Genomic DNA, 16,600 nt, shown 5'->3' on the forward strand with positions numbered 1-16,600 from the left:
TCGGTGCGCATTTATTGCCCATATATAGGGAGAAAAGGTCCACTGGCCGTCGCTGTATTGACTGAAGGTGACCGGCGGGCTAAGGATGGGAGACAGTACCGCTGACACTTCGGTGACGCACGCCGGTGACGCGCGCCGGAGACGAGGATCCCAGCCACTCCGGGAGCCCGACGATGAGTGACGCGCAGGCCCCGGCGGCACTCTCCACGGCGGAACGTTCCAGCCGCCCGTCCTCACCGCGCTCCGGCTCCGACGAGCCGTCCCGCACCGCCGATCTGTACCTGGACGTCACCGAGCTGACGGCCCGGCTGGTCACCGCCGTCGAAGAGTCCCGCCGCACCACCCCCCACCCGGACACGTCCCGCCTGCTCGACGCCTTCCTGCTGAGCGCGGGGATCTGCCAGATCGTCGAGGACCGGCTCCAGGGCGCCTCCTGGGGCGCGCGGCGCCTGGTGGACCACCTCGCCCCGGAGGCGCGCGGGCCCGCCGCGCGCTCGGCGCTCCGGGCCGCGCGCCTCGGCGTCGCGCTGTCCGCCGGGACGTTCCGGTCGGTCGCCCCCGGCCGCGGCCTGCGGCGCTGGGGCGACGGGATGGCCACGCTGCGCGACCGGCTCGCCGGATCGGTGGTCGACGGCCTCCTCGGCGACAGCCACGTCCACGGCGAGACCCCGGAGCCCGGCCCCCTCGGCGACGGCGACGACCACGGGGACGGCCACGGGGACGGCCACGGCGAGACCCCGGACGCGGACCTCGTCCGGGCCGTCCACGAGGCCGCCGCCCGGCTCGCCGCGCTGCCCGGCGCCGGGGCGCTGCTCGGCGCGGAGTACCTGCGCCCGCCGTCCTGCTTCCGCAGCTTCGACCAGCACCCGGCGGACGCCGTCGAGCTGGCCCGCCGCTTCACCGGGCCGCACGGCACCCGGCACCGGCCGCTCCTGGTCCTGGGGGTGCGCACGTCGGGCAGCTACCTGGCGCCCCTGGCCGGCGCGGCGCTGCGCCGGCTCGGCCACCGGTCGGTGACGGTCGGCACCACCCGGCCCGGACTGACGCTGCTGCCCGGCCGGGCGACGGTCGTCCGCGCCGTCCGCGAGGGCGCGGGCGCCGTCCTCCTCCTCGACGATCCGCCGGCCACCGGCGGATCGCTCGCCGCCGTCGCCGCAGCCGCAGAACGCGCGGGCTTCCCCGCCGATGCCGTCGTCCCCCTGTTCGCGACCTTCGAGGACGCCGGACCGGTGCCCGACGTCCTGCGGCGGTACCCGTGCGTCGTGCTGCCCGGCGGGGATTGGGAGGTCCGCCGCCGGCTGGGCGCGGCCGCGCTCGCCGGCCTGCTTCCCAACGTGCTGCGCAACGTGCCGCCCGACCTGCCGCCGGGCGCGGGATGGACGGCCGCCCGCGCGCCCGAGGTCGGCACGGCGGGCCCGCTCTCCCGCTGGTCACACCTCTCCGTCCCCCTGACCGCCCACGTCCAAGGCGCCGACGGCCGCGAGCGCGCCCTGCCCCTCGTCGCCCAGTGGGCGGGGGTCGGCTACCTCGGCCGGCAGGCCGTGACCGTCGCCCGGGCGCTCGACGGCCTGGTGCCCGAGGTCCACGGCTTCGCGGACGGCGTCCTGCTGCGCGCCCGCCTGCCCGGCGAACCCGGGCCGGGGCCGGGCTCGGGTCCGGCGCCGGGCACCGCCGCCGACCGCACCGGCCGCCCCCGCCCGGCCGAGGTCGCCCGGTACGTCGCGGCCCGCCAACGGCTCCTCTCGGTGCCTGCCGACCGGAGCCTCGGGCTCGCCGGACGCCAGCCGGTCTGGGAGGTCGCGGCCCGCATCCTGGCCCCCGTCGGCGGCCGCCTCGACCCCGTCCTGCGCCCCGCCCTGCTGTACCCGCTGGCCCGGTCCCTGCTGGCCGCACCCCGGCCCTGCGTCGTCGACGGCCGCACCGGGGACGGGCACTGGCCCCCCGACGGCACCGGCGGGCGGACGAAGACCGGCTTCGCCGACGGCGCGTTCAGCAACCTCGACCTGGCGACCTACGACGCGGCCTTCGACCTCGCGGGCGCGGTCACCGAAGCGCCCGGCGGCCCCGCGCACTCCCACGTCGCCGAGACCGAACTCCTCGCCGCCTACGAGCAGTTGACCGGCCGCCGGATCGACCCGGCGCGCTGGTGCCTGCTCCGGCTGGTCCAGAACTGGGACGCCGCGCGGCAGGCCCGGACGGCGGACCCGGCCAGCGCGCCCCTCGTCCGCGCCCACGAGCGGCGGGCGCAGGCGGCGGCCGTCCAGCGCTTCCTCGCCGGCGCGTATCTGGCCGATCTGGACACCGATCCCCAAGGCCCCTGGTGCGTCCTGGACGTCGACGGGGTGCTGGAGTCGGACGTCCTCGGGTTCCCCGCGTCCTCGCCGCAGGGCATGCTCGCCCTGCGGGCCCTGCGCGCGCACGGCTACCGGGTGCTGCTCGCCACCGGCCGTTCCCTGCCCGAGGTGCGGGACCGCTGCGCGGCCTACCGGCTGGCCGGCGGCGTCGCCGAGTACGGCGCGGTGGCCTTCGACGCGGGGACGGGCGCCGTCCACCCCGTCAGCGGGACGGACGCCACCGGCCTGCGGCGCCGACTCGCGGCACTGCCGGGCGTCTTCGTCGACCCGTACGCCCGGTGGTCCCTCCGCGCGAGTGCCGGGGACGGCCCGCGGCGCACCGCGCTGCCCGCCCGGACGGTCGCCGGGCTGCTGGGCCGGCCGCCGTACGGGACCCGGTTCACCGTCGTGACCGGCGACGCCCAGTCGGACTTCGTCCCGCGCGGCGTCGACAAGGCCGGCGGCGTGCGCACCCTGCTGGCGGCGCTCGGCGACGGGACCGCCGTCCCCGCGCTGGCCGTCGGGGACACCGCCGCCGACCTCCCGCTGCTCACCTGGGCCCGGCGCGCCGCCGCCCCGGCGAACGCGGCGCCCGCCGTGGCCGCCGCGGGCGTCCCGACGGCCCGGCACCCGTATCAGGCCGGGCTCGCCGGGATCGTGGGCCGGCTGATCGGCCATCGGCCGGGCGGCTGCCCGGACTGCCGGGCGCCCGGACATCCGCCCGAAGTCCGCGCGCTGCTGGCCCTGTTGGCCGTGCCCGAGGCCGGACGGGCCGGCGCGGCACCCCGGCTCGCCGCACTCGCCCGGGCCACCGCGCGCGTCCGCGCCGCCGCTCCTCCGGGCGGCACCGGGCCGGCCGACGGGGAGCGCCCCGGATGAAGACCCCCGCAGCCCGGCCCGGCGCCCCCACGGCCGCCACCCGACGCCCGTCCACGACCGGCGGACGGACGGACGCGACCGACGCGACCGACGCGACCGACGCGACCGACGCGACCGACGCGACCGACGCGACCGACGGGCGAACGAACGCAGCCGGCGGACGGACGGCCACGGCCCGCGGACGGACGGCCGCGCGCCGGTCCGACCCGCTGCTGCGCAACGGACACCTGCTCACGGCCAGTTCGCTGGTGACCGCCGGGGTCGGCGCCGGCTACTGGGCGCTGGCCGCCCGCCTGTTCACGCCCGCCGCGGTCGGCGCCGGCTTCGCCGCCGTCTCCGCGATGATGTTCCTCGGCGGGGTCGGGCAGCTCAACCTGGTCAACACCATGATCCGCTTCGTCCCGCCGGCCGGGCGCCGGACCGGACGGCTGGTGGGCCGGGCCTACCTCGCGGCGGCGGGCTGCGGACTGCTGCTCGGCGCCGGGTTCGTCCTGCTGGTCCCGCGGCTCTCCCCCGGGCTGGGCTTCCTGCGCTCCCCGCCCGTCGCGGCCGGGTTCGCCGCCGCCACCGCGGCGTACGCGCTGTTCGTCGTCCAGGACGGGGTGCTGACCGGACTGCGCCGCGCGGACTGGGTGGTCCTGGAGAACACCCTGTTCGCCACGGTGAAGCTGCTGCTGCTCGTGCTGTTCGCCGCCGCCGGCGCGCGGGCCGCGATCCTCGGCTCCTGGGGCGCGGGGCTGGCCTTCTCCGTGCTGTTCACCAACACCTTCATCGTCTGCCGCGCCATCCCCCGGCACGTCCGCCGGGCCGCCGGGGGCACGGGCCCGCCCGCCGGGGCACCGCGGCAGGCCCCCTCCCCCGCCTACCTGGCCGCCGACTGGACCGGCTCCTTGTGCTGGCTGGCCGCCACCACGCTGCCGCCGCTCATCGTGCTGGGCCGGCTCGGGGCCGCCGCGGGCGCCTACTTCTCGATCGCCTGGCTGGTGGCGTACGCGCTCTACCAGTTCGCGATCAACATGAGCGCCTCCCTGATCGTCGAGGCGACCAGCCCGGCGGACTCCCCCGACGCCGCCGAACAGCTGCTGCGCCACTGCCGGCGGGTGCTCCGCCACAGCGGGGCCGTGCTCGCGGCCGCGGTGCTGGCGGCGACGGTGGCCGCGCCCTGGGTGCTGTCCGTGTTCGGCCCCGACTACGCCCGAGCCGGAACGACGACGCTGCGGCTGCTCGCGCTCTCGGCCCTGCCCAACCTGGTGGTCGCCGTCGCCGTCGCGGCCTGCCGGGTGCGGCGGCGGCTGCGGGTCGTCCTGGCCGTCCTGGCCGCGCAGGCCGTCCTGGCCCTCGGGCTGACGGTGCTGCTGCTGGCGCCCATGGGGGTCGCGGGCGCCGGGCTGGCCTGGCTGGTGGCGCAGTGCGCGGTGGCCGGGGCCCTGCTCTGGCGCCGCTCCTGGTGGCTGCCCACCCGCACCCGTGAGACGGCCCCGGCCGAGACCCCCACGCCCGCCGGGCCGGCCGCCGCCGCCTGGCTCGCGGTGGCCGGTCTGCTGCCGATCCGCCGCCCGGCCCTGCTCTACCGGCCCGTCGACGGCCTGACCGCCCGGCGGCTCGCCCGCCGGATCGGGCCCGCCCGCGGCGCCACCGCCCACCACAGCTCCCAGGGCCGCTCGGACGTGCTCGTGTTCCGCCTGGACGGCACCGCCACGCCGCCGCTGGCCGTCAAGCACCCCCGGAGCGCCCCGGCCGTCGCCACCCTGGCCGGCGAGTGGGAGGTGCTGCGCCGGCTCGACGCCGACCCCCGGCTGGGCGAGTGGCGCCGGCTCCTGCCCCGCCCGGTGTCCCGCCGCCTCGACGGGCCGCTGCCCCTGGTCACCCAGGACTGGCTGCCGGGCGTCACCGCCGACGGACACCTCGCCCGTTTCCCCGAGCACGCCCCCCGGGTGGCGGCCGCCGCGCTGGGCGCCCTGGCCGAGCTGCACCGGGCGACCGGGCGCACCGAGCCCCTCACTGACCGGCTCGACGACTGGGTGGAGCCGCGCCGCGCCCTGCTGTCCGCACGGATCGGCTGGTGCCGCGCGGGCCCCGGGGCCGAACACCTGGACGCCCTCGTCGAGCTGCTGCACCGGGAACTGACCGGCCGGCCGACCGCCGTCGCGTGGTTCCACGGGGACTTCGCCCCCGGCAACGTCCTGCTCGGCGAGGACGGCACCCGGGTCACCGGAGTGCTCGACTGGGGCGGCGCCCGGCCGAACGGCCCGGCCGAGGTCGACGCGTGCACCTTCGTCATCGCGCTGCGCGCCCAGCTGTCCGGCCGCCCCTGGGGCGCCCTGGTCACCGACGCCGTCCGCACGGGCTCCCTCCCGCCCGCCGACCTCCGGCTGCTGCGCGCCGCCGGGTTCGACGATCCCCCCGGCGGCGTCGGACTCCCGCTCCTGGCCTGGCTCTGCCACGTGGCCTCGAACCTGGAGAAGTCGACCCGGTACGGGCGCAGCCACTGGTGGGTCGGCGCCAACGTCGTCCCCGTGCTGAAGGAAGCCGGCGCGGCCCTGGAGGAAACCGGCACGGCCCTGAAGGACACCGGCACGGCCCTGAAGGACACCGGCGCGGCCCTGAAGGACACCGGCGCGACGGCCGCACCGGCCCGGTGGCCGGGATGACCAGGCCCGCGGCGCCCGCGCCCCGCGGCGTCCGCACCGACCGCCCGCCGTCGGCGGGGGCCGGGGCCGGGCCGCGACGACCGTCCGTGCGCACGCTCGTCACGCGCGGCGCCCTCCCGGTGGCCATGGCGCTCTGGCTGGTGTCGCTGCGCCACGTGCACCTGGAACGGATGGACGACCTCGGGCTGATCGAGGTGCTGCCGGTGCTGTTCTGGGTCGCGCTCGGCCTGCTGACCCTGGGCTTCGCCGTCCAGCTGCGCCGCCCCCGGCTCAGCCACGCGTGGTCGGCGGCGTACGTGGTCGGGCTCATCGCGATCGTGCACGCCACCCCGAGCCTGCTCTACCCCGGTGTCCGGTACTCGTGGGCGTGGAAGCACGTCGAGGTGGTCGACGCCTTCCTGCGGCACGGCGGCCCGGTGCCGCGGCCGGGCTGGCTGGACATCTACAACCAGTGGCCGGGCTTCTTCGTCGTCAACGGCCTGCTCCTGCGCGCCACCGGACTGCCGTCGGCGATGGGCTACGCCCACTGGGCCACGCCGGTGGCCGACGTGCTGCTGATCGGCCCGCTGATCCTGCTCTACCGCACGATCACCCGGGACTGGCGGCTGGTCTGGGGGGCCGTGTGGATCTTCTTCTCGTGCATGTGGATCGGGCAGGACTACTTCGCGCCGCAGACCTTCGGGTTCCTGCTCTTCGTCACCGTGCTCGCGATGGTCCTCAAGCAGCTGACACCGGTCCGGCCGCCCGGCGCGCCGGCCGACCCGCCGCCCGCCGGGGCGGCCGGCGCCGCGGCGGTGCGCGAGGGCTGGCGGCCCGCCCGGTTCCTGATGGTGCTGCTGCTGGTGGCGGTCCTGGTCACCTCGCACCAGCTCACCCCGCTGATGCTGATCGTCTTCCTGGCCGCGCTGTCGCTCCCCCGCCGCAACCGCCGCGTCGTGCTGCCCGTCCTCGCGTGCGCCGTCGTCCTGCAGGCGGTCTGGCTGGCCACCGCGGCCCGCCCGTACATCGCGGCGAACCTGCGCAGCTTCGTCGCGGCGATCGCCTCGCCGGACGCCAACGCCCCCACGTGGCTGACCGGGCTCGGCTCCCCCGCCCCCGGCCAGGTGCTCCTGGCCTGGGTGGACCGCGGGCTGTCGGCCGCCGTGGTGCTGCTGGCCGCGGTCGCGCTGCTGCGCCGGCCCTGGACCCGCCGGACGGCCCTGCCGTACCTGCTGATCGCCCCGATGCCGATGCCGGCGCTCAACAGCTACGGCGGCGAGATGATCTTCCGCTCCTACCTGTTCGCCCTGCCCGCCGCCGCGATGCTGGTCGCCGCGCTGGTGCTGCGCGCCGGGGCGCCCGCGCGGTGGCGGGTGCGGCTGCGGGCCGCCGCCTCGTTCGCGCTCCTGCTGGCCTTCCTCGGCGGCCTGGTGTTCGGCTACTACGGCAAGGAGATGATGGAGTCCTTCACCTCCCGCGAGGTCGCGGCGACCGAGTTCCTGTACCGGACGGCGCCGGCCGGCTCGCTCGTCGTGACGGTCACCAACAACGTCCCGGACATCGACAAGGACTACGACCAGCACGACCGGGTGGTGATCGCCTGGAACCAGCTGGAGAATCGCGGGCTCCTGGTGAAGGACCCGCTCGCGGGCCTGGAGCAGGCCGTGTCGCTGGCCGCCCCGCCCGGCCCGGTGTACCTCGTCCTCAACCGCGCCCAGACCGCCGAGTGCTACATCACCGGCGTGCTGCCCGCGGACACCGTGCCCCGGCTGGAGGCCGCGGTGGACGGCTCGCACCTGTTCTCCCCGGTGTTCCGCAACTCCGACGCCGTCGTGTACGAGCTGGTCGACCACAACGCGCCCGAGATCCAGCCCCACCCGCAGCAGCCGCAGCAGCCCCGGCCGCAACAGCACGGAGGCCGGCCGTGACCCGCCTCCCGGTCCGCGCCCTCACCCGCCTCCCGGCGGGCCTGCCGCCCGCCGAGGCCGTCCTCGCGGTGTCCGGCTGGGTGGCCCTCGCCGCCACGACCCTGCCCGCGGCCCTACTGCCGCTGCGCGCCGTCGTCGCGGCCTCCTTCCTGCTGCTCTGCCCCGGCGCGGCGGCGCTGCGCCTGACCCACCCGGTGCGCGCCGGGCGCCGCCGGGAGCCGCTCGAAGCCGTCGTCCTCACCGTCGCGTTCAGCGTCGCGATCGACACGGTCGTCGCCGAGGTCTTCTTCTTCACGCGGTCCATCAGCACCGCGCGGGCCGTCGGCGCGGTCGCCCTGATCACCTCGCTGACGGTCCTGGTGCCGGCCGCCGTCCGGCACCGCAGGCGGGCGGCGGCGCCCACCGCGGACCGGCCGTCCGAAGGGAGGCCACCGACATGAGGCTCCGTACCGCGTCCCGCCACCGCGATCCGTGGCACCGCCGCGCCCTGCGGGCCGGCCGGGCGGCCGGCGCCGGACTGCTCGTCCTGCTGGCCGCCACCGCCGGCTGCTCCGCCGGCCAGGCCCCCCGGCCGGACGCCCCCGGGTCCTGGCACCTCGTCTTCAAGGAGGAGTTCGGCGGGTCCACGCTCGACTCGTCGCGCTGGGTGACCTGTTACGACTGGAACAACAACGGGTGCACCAACGCGGGCAACCGCGAGTCCGAGTGGTACCAGCCCGGCCAGGTGTCCGTCGGCGGCGGCGCACTCACCCTGCGGGCCGAGCGCGCCACGACCCCCGGGTCCGACGGCCGGACGTACCCGTGGACCTCGGGCATGGTCTCCACCGGACGCGACAGCTGGAACGGCACCCCGCGCTTCACCTTCACCCGGGGCTACGTCGCCGCCGCCGTCCGCATCCCCGCCGAGCAGGGCGTCTACCCCGCGTTCTGGCTGTCGCCGGTCACCCGCGTCACCCCGCCCGAGATCGACGTGGCGGAGTTCCTGGGGACGTCACGGAACGTCCAGATGTCCGTGCACTGGGCGGGCCCGAAGGGCGCCGACCTGTCCTCGGCCGGCCACTACGGGCCGCTGGACTTCCCGGCCGGGTACCACGTCTTCGCGCTCGACTGGGAGGCCGACTCCCTCACCTGGCTGGTCGACGGCCAGGCCCGGTACTGGATGACCGACAAGGCGGACATCCCGGACGTGGCCATGGAGGTGCTGCTCAGCCTCGCCGTCGGCGTCCCCGACCAACCGCCGGCCTCGGTCGACTCGGCGCAGATGCAGGTGGAGTGGGTGCGGGTCTGGCAGCACTGAGCCCGCCGGCCCTCTCGGCCGGCTCCCCTCAGGCCCCGGCCGGACCGCCGACCGGGCGCCCGAGCCCCGCTCGCAGCCGGCGGTAGCCCCGCCAGGCCCTGGTGCGGACGGACTCGGGGTACGGCGCCAACCGCGCGCCCTGCCCGAGGGTCCACCGGTGGAACACCTCGGGCGCCGTGTCGGCCCGGACGGTCAGCCGGGCGATGCGCAGCGGATCGTCCGCGGCCGAGCTGAACGCGTCGCGCACCGCGCACCCGGAGGACCACCCGTACTCGCGCAGCCGGCGGCGCACCACGGCGCTGGAGTAGCCGTGCGGGTAGGCGAAGGAGTCCACCCCGTGGCCGAGCACCTCCTCCAACTGCCGCTTGCAGTACCCGATCTCGGCGTCCAGCGCACCCCACGACAGGGTGTCCAGCTGGGCGTGGGTGCGGCTGTGCCCGCCGATCTCGACCCCGCCCAGGACGTCCAGGTTGGCGATCTGACGCCACGTCAGCATCGGCGCCGGCGGCAGCAGGCTGCCCTCCGGCGCGCCGCCGGGCGGGTGGACGGCCCCGGTGGTGACGAACAGGGTGGCCGGCAGGCCGCGGTCGGCGAGCTGCGGGGCCACCGTCCAGAAGAAGTCCTCGAAGCCGTCGTCGAAGGTCAGCACGGCCGCGTGCGGGGGCAGCCGGGGACCGCCGTGCAGGGTCGCGACCAGCCGGTGCAGCGGGACGACGGTCAGACCGCTGTCGGCGATCCGGTCGAGCTGCTCGGCGAAGGCCCGCGGGGAGACGGTGAACGGCGCGATCCAGGACGGCGGGTCGTCGGCGACCGAGTGGTACAGGAACACGGGGACGGCGCTCACGGCGGGCTCCCGCCCGGCGCGGCGCCGCGGACTGGCCGGTCGCCGTGCGGGCGCACGCGCCGGCGCAGCGAGCCGACCGCGTACCCGAGCGACGCGGCCGAGACGCCCCCGAGCAGGGCGCCGAGCGTGCGCAGCCCGCGGCCGCCGCCCGCCCGCACCTCCCGGAGGACGGCCCGGGGCAGGGTGGAGCGCAGGTAGCGGCGTTCGCTGGACAGGGCCGGACCCGCGCCCGTCCGGCCGGCCACGGCGGCCTTGGACAGGCCCTCGCAGTAGCAGCGCGACCGGAAGTAGCGCCAGGTCGTCCTGGTGTCCGGCACGTGGTGGCGCACGGCCGCCGACGGCTCGTACAGCAGCAGGCCGTGCGGGCGGCGGACGGCCAGGCGCAGGCACAGCTCGGTCTCCTCGCAGCCCAGCGGGCGCTTGCCGACGCGGCCGAGGCCGGTCCGGAAGCCGCCGGCCGCGAGCACCTCGGAGCGCCGGAAGGACATGTTGGCGCCGATGAAGTTCCGTACCGGGGAGGGGCGTTCGGGCAGGCCGCGGTAGGAGCAGCCGACCACCCAGTCGAACTCCGGCGGGAACCAGGCCGGCCGCCCGGCCTCCCACCAGGGCCGCACCAGGCCGCCGACGCCGAGCACCCGCGGATCGCGGTAGCCGGCCAGCAGGCGGTCGGCCCAGTCGGGTTCGGCGGCGGCGTCGTCGTCCAGGAACGCCACGATCTCGCCGTGCGCCGCGCGCACCCCGCTGTTGCGCGCGCCGGACAGGCCCCGGCACTCGCCGTTGGTGACGACCCGGACCGACGGGAAGCCCTCGGCCGCGCGGGCGGCGAGCTCGGGGCAGTGGTCCACGACCAGGACGACCTCGTCGGCGGGCCGGTGCTGGCGGGCGACCGAGGCGAGGCAGGCGCACAGGTCGTCCCAGCGCTCGGTGGTGTAGGCGCAGACCACCACGGACAGGCTCGGCGCGGCGGCCGCGACCGCGTGCGCTTGCGCTTGCGCGTCCGTGCTCGCGGCGGTCCGGCGGGAGGTGTCGGCCATGGTGCCCGTCAGCCCCTCCGGTTGTCGCGGTAGGCCCGGTGCACGGCGGCCAGGTAGCCGAGCGGCCCGTACAGCAGGCCCTGGAGCTCCAGCCGGGAGAGCCGCCACGACCAGGCCTCGTCCGCGGCCGGCCGGGCGCGGGCCCGGCCGAGGGCGAGGGCGACGCCGCGCGGCAGGCGGCGCAGCAGGGCGGGCAGGAGCCGCGGCTCGTGGAGGGCGGCGGCGGTCAGGTAGGCGCCGAGGCCGCTGCCGTACCCGAAGGCCTGGACGGCGAGCGCCTCCTCCGTGCGGCGGTGGCGGTGCCAGACCACGGCGTCGGGCTGGTAGACGAGTTCGCGCCCGGCGGCCAGCACCCGGAAGAAGGCGAGCAGGTCCTCGCCGCCCCTGGCCGGGGTGCCGGGGCCGGTGGCCAGGTCGAAGCCGCCGAGGGCGCGCAGCAGGTCGGCCCGGATGGCCATGTTGCCGCCGGAGCCGAAGCGCCCCGCGGTGAACGGGAAGAGGGGGTCCGGCGGCGGGTCGGCGAGGGACCACCGCCGGCGGGCGAAGCCCTTGTCGAAGTCCGCGTGGCGGACGACGGCGGCCTGGGCGTCGGTGACCAGTTCGACGGGCAGGATCAGCCCGGTCACGCAGCCGGTCCGCCGGGAGCCGGCGAAGGCCTCGGCGATCGCGGCCAGCCAGGCCCGGTCGACGACGATGTCGTCGTCGACGTAGGCGATCAACTGCCCCGCGGCGACGGCCAGTCCGCGGTTGCGCGCCCGGGCCAGGCCGGCGATCGGCTCGCGCAGGTAGCGGACCCGGCCCTGGTAGCGCTCGCGGACCAGGCGGGCGGCGGCCTCGCTGTGCGGCGCGTTGTCCACCACGACGACCTCGAACCGCGGGTAGTCCACGCGCAGGACGGAGTCCAGGCAGTCCCGCAGCATCCCGGCGCGGTCGTGCGTGCACACGACCACGCTGATCAGCGGTGCGTCGAGGAGGGTGTCCGCCCGGGCCGCGAGGCATGGATGGAGGACGCGGGCGGACGTTCGGGGGGCGCGGGGGCCGTGGCCGTTCGCGGGCCGCGTCCGGTCGGCCGCGAGGTGGCGGCCGATCGGGATGGCGAGTTCCCGGCGGGCGGCCGCGGTGAGGGCCGGGAGCAGTGCGCCGGGGGCGTCGGCGGTCGCGCCGACCAGGCCGAGCGGGTGGCCGTGCAGCCTGACCAGGGCCAGGGCCCGGCCGGAGGCCCCGGTGGCGCCCTTGCCGTCGGGCGTCCGGAGGCGGGCCGGGCCGGAGTCCGCCGCGGGGCCGGAGTCGGGTTCGGGGCCCGGTATACGGTCGGGTTCGGCGTCGGGTTCGGGGCCCGGTACACGGTCGGGTTCGGCGTCGGGTCCGGGGCCTGGTACGCGGTCGGGTTCGGCGTCGGGTTCGAGGCCGAGTTCGAGGTCGAGCACGTGGCCGGGCCGGCACAGCACCGCGCCGGTCCTCGCCCCGGGGGCGGTCCCGGACCGGGCGCCTTCGCCTGCCGTGGTGCCACAGGTCGTGGCATCTGCCGTGGTGGCGCCTGTCGTCGTGGCGCCGGGCCACCTGGTGCCGCGCATCGTTCCTCCTCGCGGTGCCGCCGGGGCTGGGCAGGTTCGGGAAAGGTCCGCGTCAGCGCGGACCGGCCCGGTGGGCGGGCGGGCACCCGGGGCGCGGCGACCCCGACCGGGCCGCGCTCCGGGCGTCCGCCCGCAGTGGCGCCGCCGGACCCCCGGCGCCTCGGATCGGCCTGCGGCCGGTGTGGTCCTTGTCGTTCGTGTCGACGTCGTTCGTGTCGACGTCGTCCGTGTCGACTGGGTCGTCCCTCCGCGGGCCCGCAGACACCCGGGTGCGTCCGGCCCGACCGGGACGCGCCGCGGGTGTCGCGGTGGACGGAGCGGGAACGCGTGGTTCCCGGAGGGAGGCGTCGACCAGCGCCCGGTGCGGCGCGGCGGGGCCGCCCGCCGTACCGGTGGCCGTGGCCAGGCCGGGCCGGTGTCCGTGCAGCCGCACCAACGCCGACACGCGGCCGGCCGGGTCGGCGGCGCCGCGACCGCCGGGTGCGCGCGACGCCCCCGGCTCGTCCGGTTCCGGCTCGACGACGCGGACGGGGGTGTGGAGCGAGTCGCGGGCGGCAGGGCGCGGGCAGGCGGCCTCGGTGCGCCGGTCGGTGCCCTCCATCAGCGCTCCCCCAGGGGGGCGGCCACCTGGGACCGGGCGCCGGGACGCTCGGCGATCAGGGTCCTCAGGACCCGGCGGCCGTCGGAGACGGCGTGCAGGTGCGAGTGACCGCTGCGGCGGGGGAGTTCCAGGCTCGGCACCTCGGCGATCCGCAGCCCGGAACGCAGCGCGTGCGCGATCATCTCGGCCTCGATCTCGAAGCCGGTGGAGCACAGGTCGAGGGCGTCCAGGAAGGAGCGGCGGAAGGCGCAGTAGCCGTAGCACAGGTCGGTGAGGCTCGCCTCGTAGAGGCGGTTGACGACGGCGAGCAGGAAGCGGTTGCCGAGCGAGCGGACCCGGGTGAAGTCCAGCGAGCCGCCGCCGGCGATGCAGCGCGAGCCCTTGACGAAGTCGTAGCCGTGGTCGAGGAAGTGCAGGTAGTGCGGGATCTCGCCGGGCCACATGGAGCCGTCGGCGTCCATCATGACGATGTACTCGCCGGTGGCGGCGGCGAACCCGGTGCGCAGCGCGTTGCCCTTGCCCGGCGCGCTCTGCTGGACGCTGCGGACGGCCGGCAGGCACTGCCTGGCCATCGGCACGGTGGCGTCGCTGGAGGCGCCGTCGACCAGGATGACCTCGTCGACGCAGCGCGGGATCTGCTCGAAGACCCAGGCGATGTTGCGGGCCTCGTTCTGGGCGGGGATGACGAGGCTGACCGTGTGGGTGGTGGCGACGCGGTCGCCGGCCCGGCGCATCGGACGGTGGTCGAGGACCCGGTCGCTGGCGCGCCGGTGCGGGTGCCGGTCCGGCGGGGCGCCGGAGGGCCGTCCTGCGTACGGGTACGGGACGGCGGTGGGGGGCAGGGTGGTGCTCATGGAGGGCCTCTCGAACGAACGGAGGCGGGGGGCGGCCGGCGCCGCCGGGGAGCGGCGCGGCACTGCCCTTGGAGATGTGGCGAACAGGCCCGGGGCGCGGACGGATACGCGCACGCGCAGCCTGGGGAGGTGGCCCCGCGGGGACCGCCTGAACTGTCGAGAGCGCCTGGGGCGGCCGAAGGTGGGGTGCGCACCGCTCCGGGCTCTCGCACGGCGCCGAGGGCGCCGTCGGAAGAACCGGCCTGCCGCGTCCCGCAGGACGCCGACTGAGCCAATGACTCATCGTCCGTCCGCACGCACGGTGACGTCAAGGGCTTTTGTCCGATTTTTGACGTAACTTCCCATGACCCGTGGTGACGCCGAGTCACCGCTCCCGATCGTCACCCGCCTCTGCCGTCAGCTCCCCGGACCTCAGCACTCCGGACCTCGGCGCTCCGGGCGTCAGCTCCCCGGACCTCAGCGCTCGCCGACCGGACGGCCCTGCGGCTCCTCCGCGATCCGGCGGGCGATCTCGGCCGGCCGCACCGGGCGCCCGAAGTGCCAGCCCTGCGCCCAGTCGCAGCCGATGGTGCGCAGCCGCTCGGCGTCCCTGCGGGTCTCCACGCCCTCGGCGGTGACGTTCAGCCCCAGCGCGTGCGCCATCGACACCAGCCCGCTGACGATGCGCCACCCGGTCGACTCGTCCTTGCCGGGATCGTGCAGGTCCCCCACGAAGGACCCGGCGATCTTCAGGCCGGAGACCGGCAGGTCGCGCAGGTAGGCGAGGTTGGACCAGCCGGTGCCGAAGTCGTCCACCGCCAGCGACACCCCGAGGTCCACCAGGCCGTGCAGGGTGCGCAGCGCCTCGTCCTCGGGCCCGACCACGGTGGACTCGGTGATCTCCAGCTGGAGCCGGGCCGGGTCCAGGCCGGTGCCGTCCAGGATCCGGCCGAGGTCGGTGACCAGCGCCGCGCTGCGCGCCTGACGCACCGCCAGGTTGACGTTGAGCTGGGGCGCGGCGTCGCCGAACCGCTTGATCCACTCGGCGGCCTGGCCGCAGGCCTGCTCCAGCACCCAGCGGCCGAGCGGCATGATCAGCCCGGTCTCCTCGGCGGTGGTGACGAACTCGTCCGGGCCGAGCACGCCCAGCTGCGGGTGGCGCCAGCGCACCAGCGCCTCCACGGCGGCGAGCCGGCCGTCGCCGAGCGCGTAGAGCGGCTGGTAGTCGATGAAGAACTCGCCGCGGTCGAGGGCGGCCGGCATCCGCACGGACACCGCGTACCGGCTGACCGCGCGGGCGTTCTCCTTCGGGTCGAACAGCGTCCAGCGCCCCCGGCCGGCCTCCTTGGCCCGGTAGAGCGTCAGGTCGGCGGCCCGGACGGCGGCGCCCGGGGTGGTCGTGGACACGCGCCGCTCCAGCACGCCGACGCTCGCGCCCACGGCGAGCTTGTGATCGCCGATCAGCACGGGCCCGGCCAGCGCCTTGAGGACGGTCTTCGCCGCGGCGATCGCCTCCTGCTCGCCCCGGCACTTCTCCAGCAGGACGACGAACTCGTCGCCGCCGAGCCGGGCGACCAGGTGGCCGAGGGGGGAGAGCGCGGCCTTCAGGCGGGCGGCGACGGCGGAGAGCAGCTGGTCGCCGGTGTCGTGGCCGAGGCTGTCGTTGACGATCTTGAAGCCGTCGAGGTCGACGTAGCACAGGCCGAAGCGGGCGCCCGGCTCCGGCTCCTCGAACAGCTTCTCCAGCCGCTCGAAGAAGGCCGCCCGGTTGGGCAGTCCGGTGAGCGGGTCGTGGGTGGCCTGGTGGCGCAGCCGCTCCTGGAGGCGGTAGCGGTCGGTGACGTCCTCCAGCATCGCGACCTGGTACTGCGGCCGGCCGTCGTCGTCGCGGATCAGCGAGACGGTGAGGTGGGTCCAGATGACCTCGCTGTCCTGCCGGTAGTACGGCTTGTCGAACTGGAAGTAGTCCCGCTTGCCGCTGATCAGGTCCTCGTACGCTTCCCACACGCCGGGGGTGTCCTCGGGGTGGACGAGGTCGCCGACCCGGCGGCCGATCATGTCCTCGGGACCGGCGCCGAACAGGTCCTGCAGGGCCTTGTTCACGGCCAGGATGTTGCCGTCCGTGTCGCCGATGCCGATGCCGATCGCGGCGCTCTCGAACAGGGCGCGGAAGCGGGCCTCGGAGGCGCGCAGCGCCCGCTCGGCCTCCTTGCGGGCGAGGTCGGCGGCGGCCCGGATCGCCTCCTGCTCGCGCAGGGTGCGCTCGCGCAGGGCGGCCGCCCAGCCCGCGGCGAAGGCGCCGGTCAGGGCGGGGCCGCGGTCGTCGCCGACCGGCTGGGCGTGCAGCAGCTCCACCGCGCGGGCGAGCACGACCGGGTCGGTGAAGTGCGCGTCGACCAGCTCCGCGCCGGCCTGGGCGGCCAGGTGCGGCTCGAACGGCTCGTCCTGCTGGGCGCGGTGCAGCAGCGCGGCGGTGCGGGCCACCAGGCGGCCGAGCAGGCCGGGGTGGACGACGGCACCGTGGTCGCCGGAGAGCAGCCGGGCCCACTCCTCGTGGAACCGCTCCGCGCTGCCGGGGGCCGGGGTCCTGCTCATGCGACCGCCGCCCCGGCGGTCGCGGTTCCGCCTCCGCCGACCGGTCGCCCGC

General features: G+C 76.8%; 11 protein-coding genes. 5 read left to right on the forward strand and 6 right to left on the reverse strand.

Going from position 1 to position 16,600, the window contains the following annotated elements:
- Positions 1-173 precede the first annotated feature (173 nt).
- From ACFXDE_RS00520 to ACFXDE_RS00540, 5 genes are read left to right on the forward strand one after another with little or no spacing between them, the layout of a single operon-like run.
- Positions 174-3,212: an HAD family hydrolase gene (locus ACFXDE_RS00520; RefSeq protein WP_380489323.1), complete on the forward strand. Its 3,039-nt coding sequence runs from the start codon at positions 174-176 to the stop codon at positions 3,210-3,212.
- Entirely contained in the window at positions 3,209-5,863 is a 2,655-nt protein-coding gene (locus ACFXDE_RS00525; protein ID WP_380489324.1) for a phosphotransferase, read from the forward strand. The genes ACFXDE_RS00520 and ACFXDE_RS00525 overlap by 4 nt, the downstream gene beginning before the upstream one ends.
- Positions 5,860-7,770 carry a glycosyltransferase gene (locus tag ACFXDE_RS00530; RefSeq protein WP_380489327.1) on the forward strand — a complete coding sequence of 637 codons (1,911 nt, stop codon included), beginning with the start codon at positions 5,860-5,862 and terminating at the stop codon, positions 7,768-7,770. Before ACFXDE_RS00525 ends, ACFXDE_RS00530 begins: the two co-directional genes overlap by 4 nt.
- On the forward strand, positions 7,767-8,210 hold the full coding sequence (locus ACFXDE_RS00535) for a hypothetical protein (RefSeq protein WP_380489329.1): 444 nt from the start codon (positions 7,767-7,769) through the stop codon (positions 8,208-8,210). Before ACFXDE_RS00530 ends, ACFXDE_RS00535 begins: the two co-directional genes overlap by 4 nt.
- The gene (locus tag ACFXDE_RS00540) at positions 8,207-9,067 is read left to right on the forward strand and encodes a family 16 glycosylhydrolase (RefSeq protein WP_380489332.1); all 861 of its coding nucleotides are present in this window, start codon (positions 8,207-8,209) and stop codon (positions 9,065-9,067) included. Before ACFXDE_RS00535 ends, ACFXDE_RS00540 begins: the two co-directional genes overlap by 4 nt.
- A 28-nt stretch (positions 9,068-9,095) precedes the next feature.
- Here the strand turns inward: ACFXDE_RS00540 and ACFXDE_RS00545 are convergent, their stop codons facing one another.
- The 6 genes from ACFXDE_RS00545 to ACFXDE_RS00570 form a co-directional block, all read right to left on the reverse strand.
- Entirely contained in the window at positions 9,096-9,911 is an 816-nt protein-coding gene (locus ACFXDE_RS00545) for a polysaccharide deacetylase family protein (RefSeq protein WP_380489335.1), read from the reverse strand.
- Positions 9,908-10,945 carry a glycosyltransferase family 2 protein gene (locus ACFXDE_RS00550; RefSeq protein WP_380489338.1) on the reverse strand — a complete coding sequence of 346 codons (1,038 nt, stop codon included), beginning with the start codon at positions 10,943-10,945 and terminating at the stop codon, positions 9,908-9,910. Before ACFXDE_RS00550 ends, ACFXDE_RS00545 begins: the two co-directional genes overlap by 4 nt.
- Positions 10,946-10,953: 8 nt before the next feature.
- Entirely contained in the window at positions 10,954-12,519 is a 1,566-nt protein-coding gene (locus tag ACFXDE_RS00555) for a glycosyltransferase (protein ID WP_380489341.1), read from the reverse strand.
- Between the two features lie 52 nt (positions 12,520-12,571).
- Positions 12,572-13,120 (reverse strand): hypothetical protein, encoded by a 549-nt coding sequence (locus ACFXDE_RS00560; protein ID WP_380489344.1) that lies wholly within the window; start codon positions 13,118-13,120, stop codon positions 12,572-12,574.
- Entirely contained in the window at positions 13,120-13,974 is an 855-nt protein-coding gene (locus ACFXDE_RS00565; protein WP_380446061.1) for a glycosyltransferase family 2 protein, read from the reverse strand. The genes ACFXDE_RS00560 and ACFXDE_RS00565 overlap by 1 nt, the downstream gene beginning before the upstream one ends.
- Positions 13,975-14,430: 456 nt before the next feature.
- Complete coding sequence (locus tag ACFXDE_RS00570; protein WP_380489347.1) at positions 14,431-16,548, reverse strand: putative bifunctional diguanylate cyclase/phosphodiesterase; 2,118 nt, start codon at positions 16,546-16,548, stop codon at positions 14,431-14,433.
- Between the last annotated feature and the right edge of the window lie 52 nt (positions 16,549-16,600).

Origin of the sequence: Kitasatospora sp. NPDC059408 (assembly GCF_042751525.1) — a bacterium.
In the GTDB taxonomy this organism is placed as follows: Bacteria; Actinomycetota; Actinomycetes; order Streptomycetales; family Streptomycetaceae; genus Kitasatospora.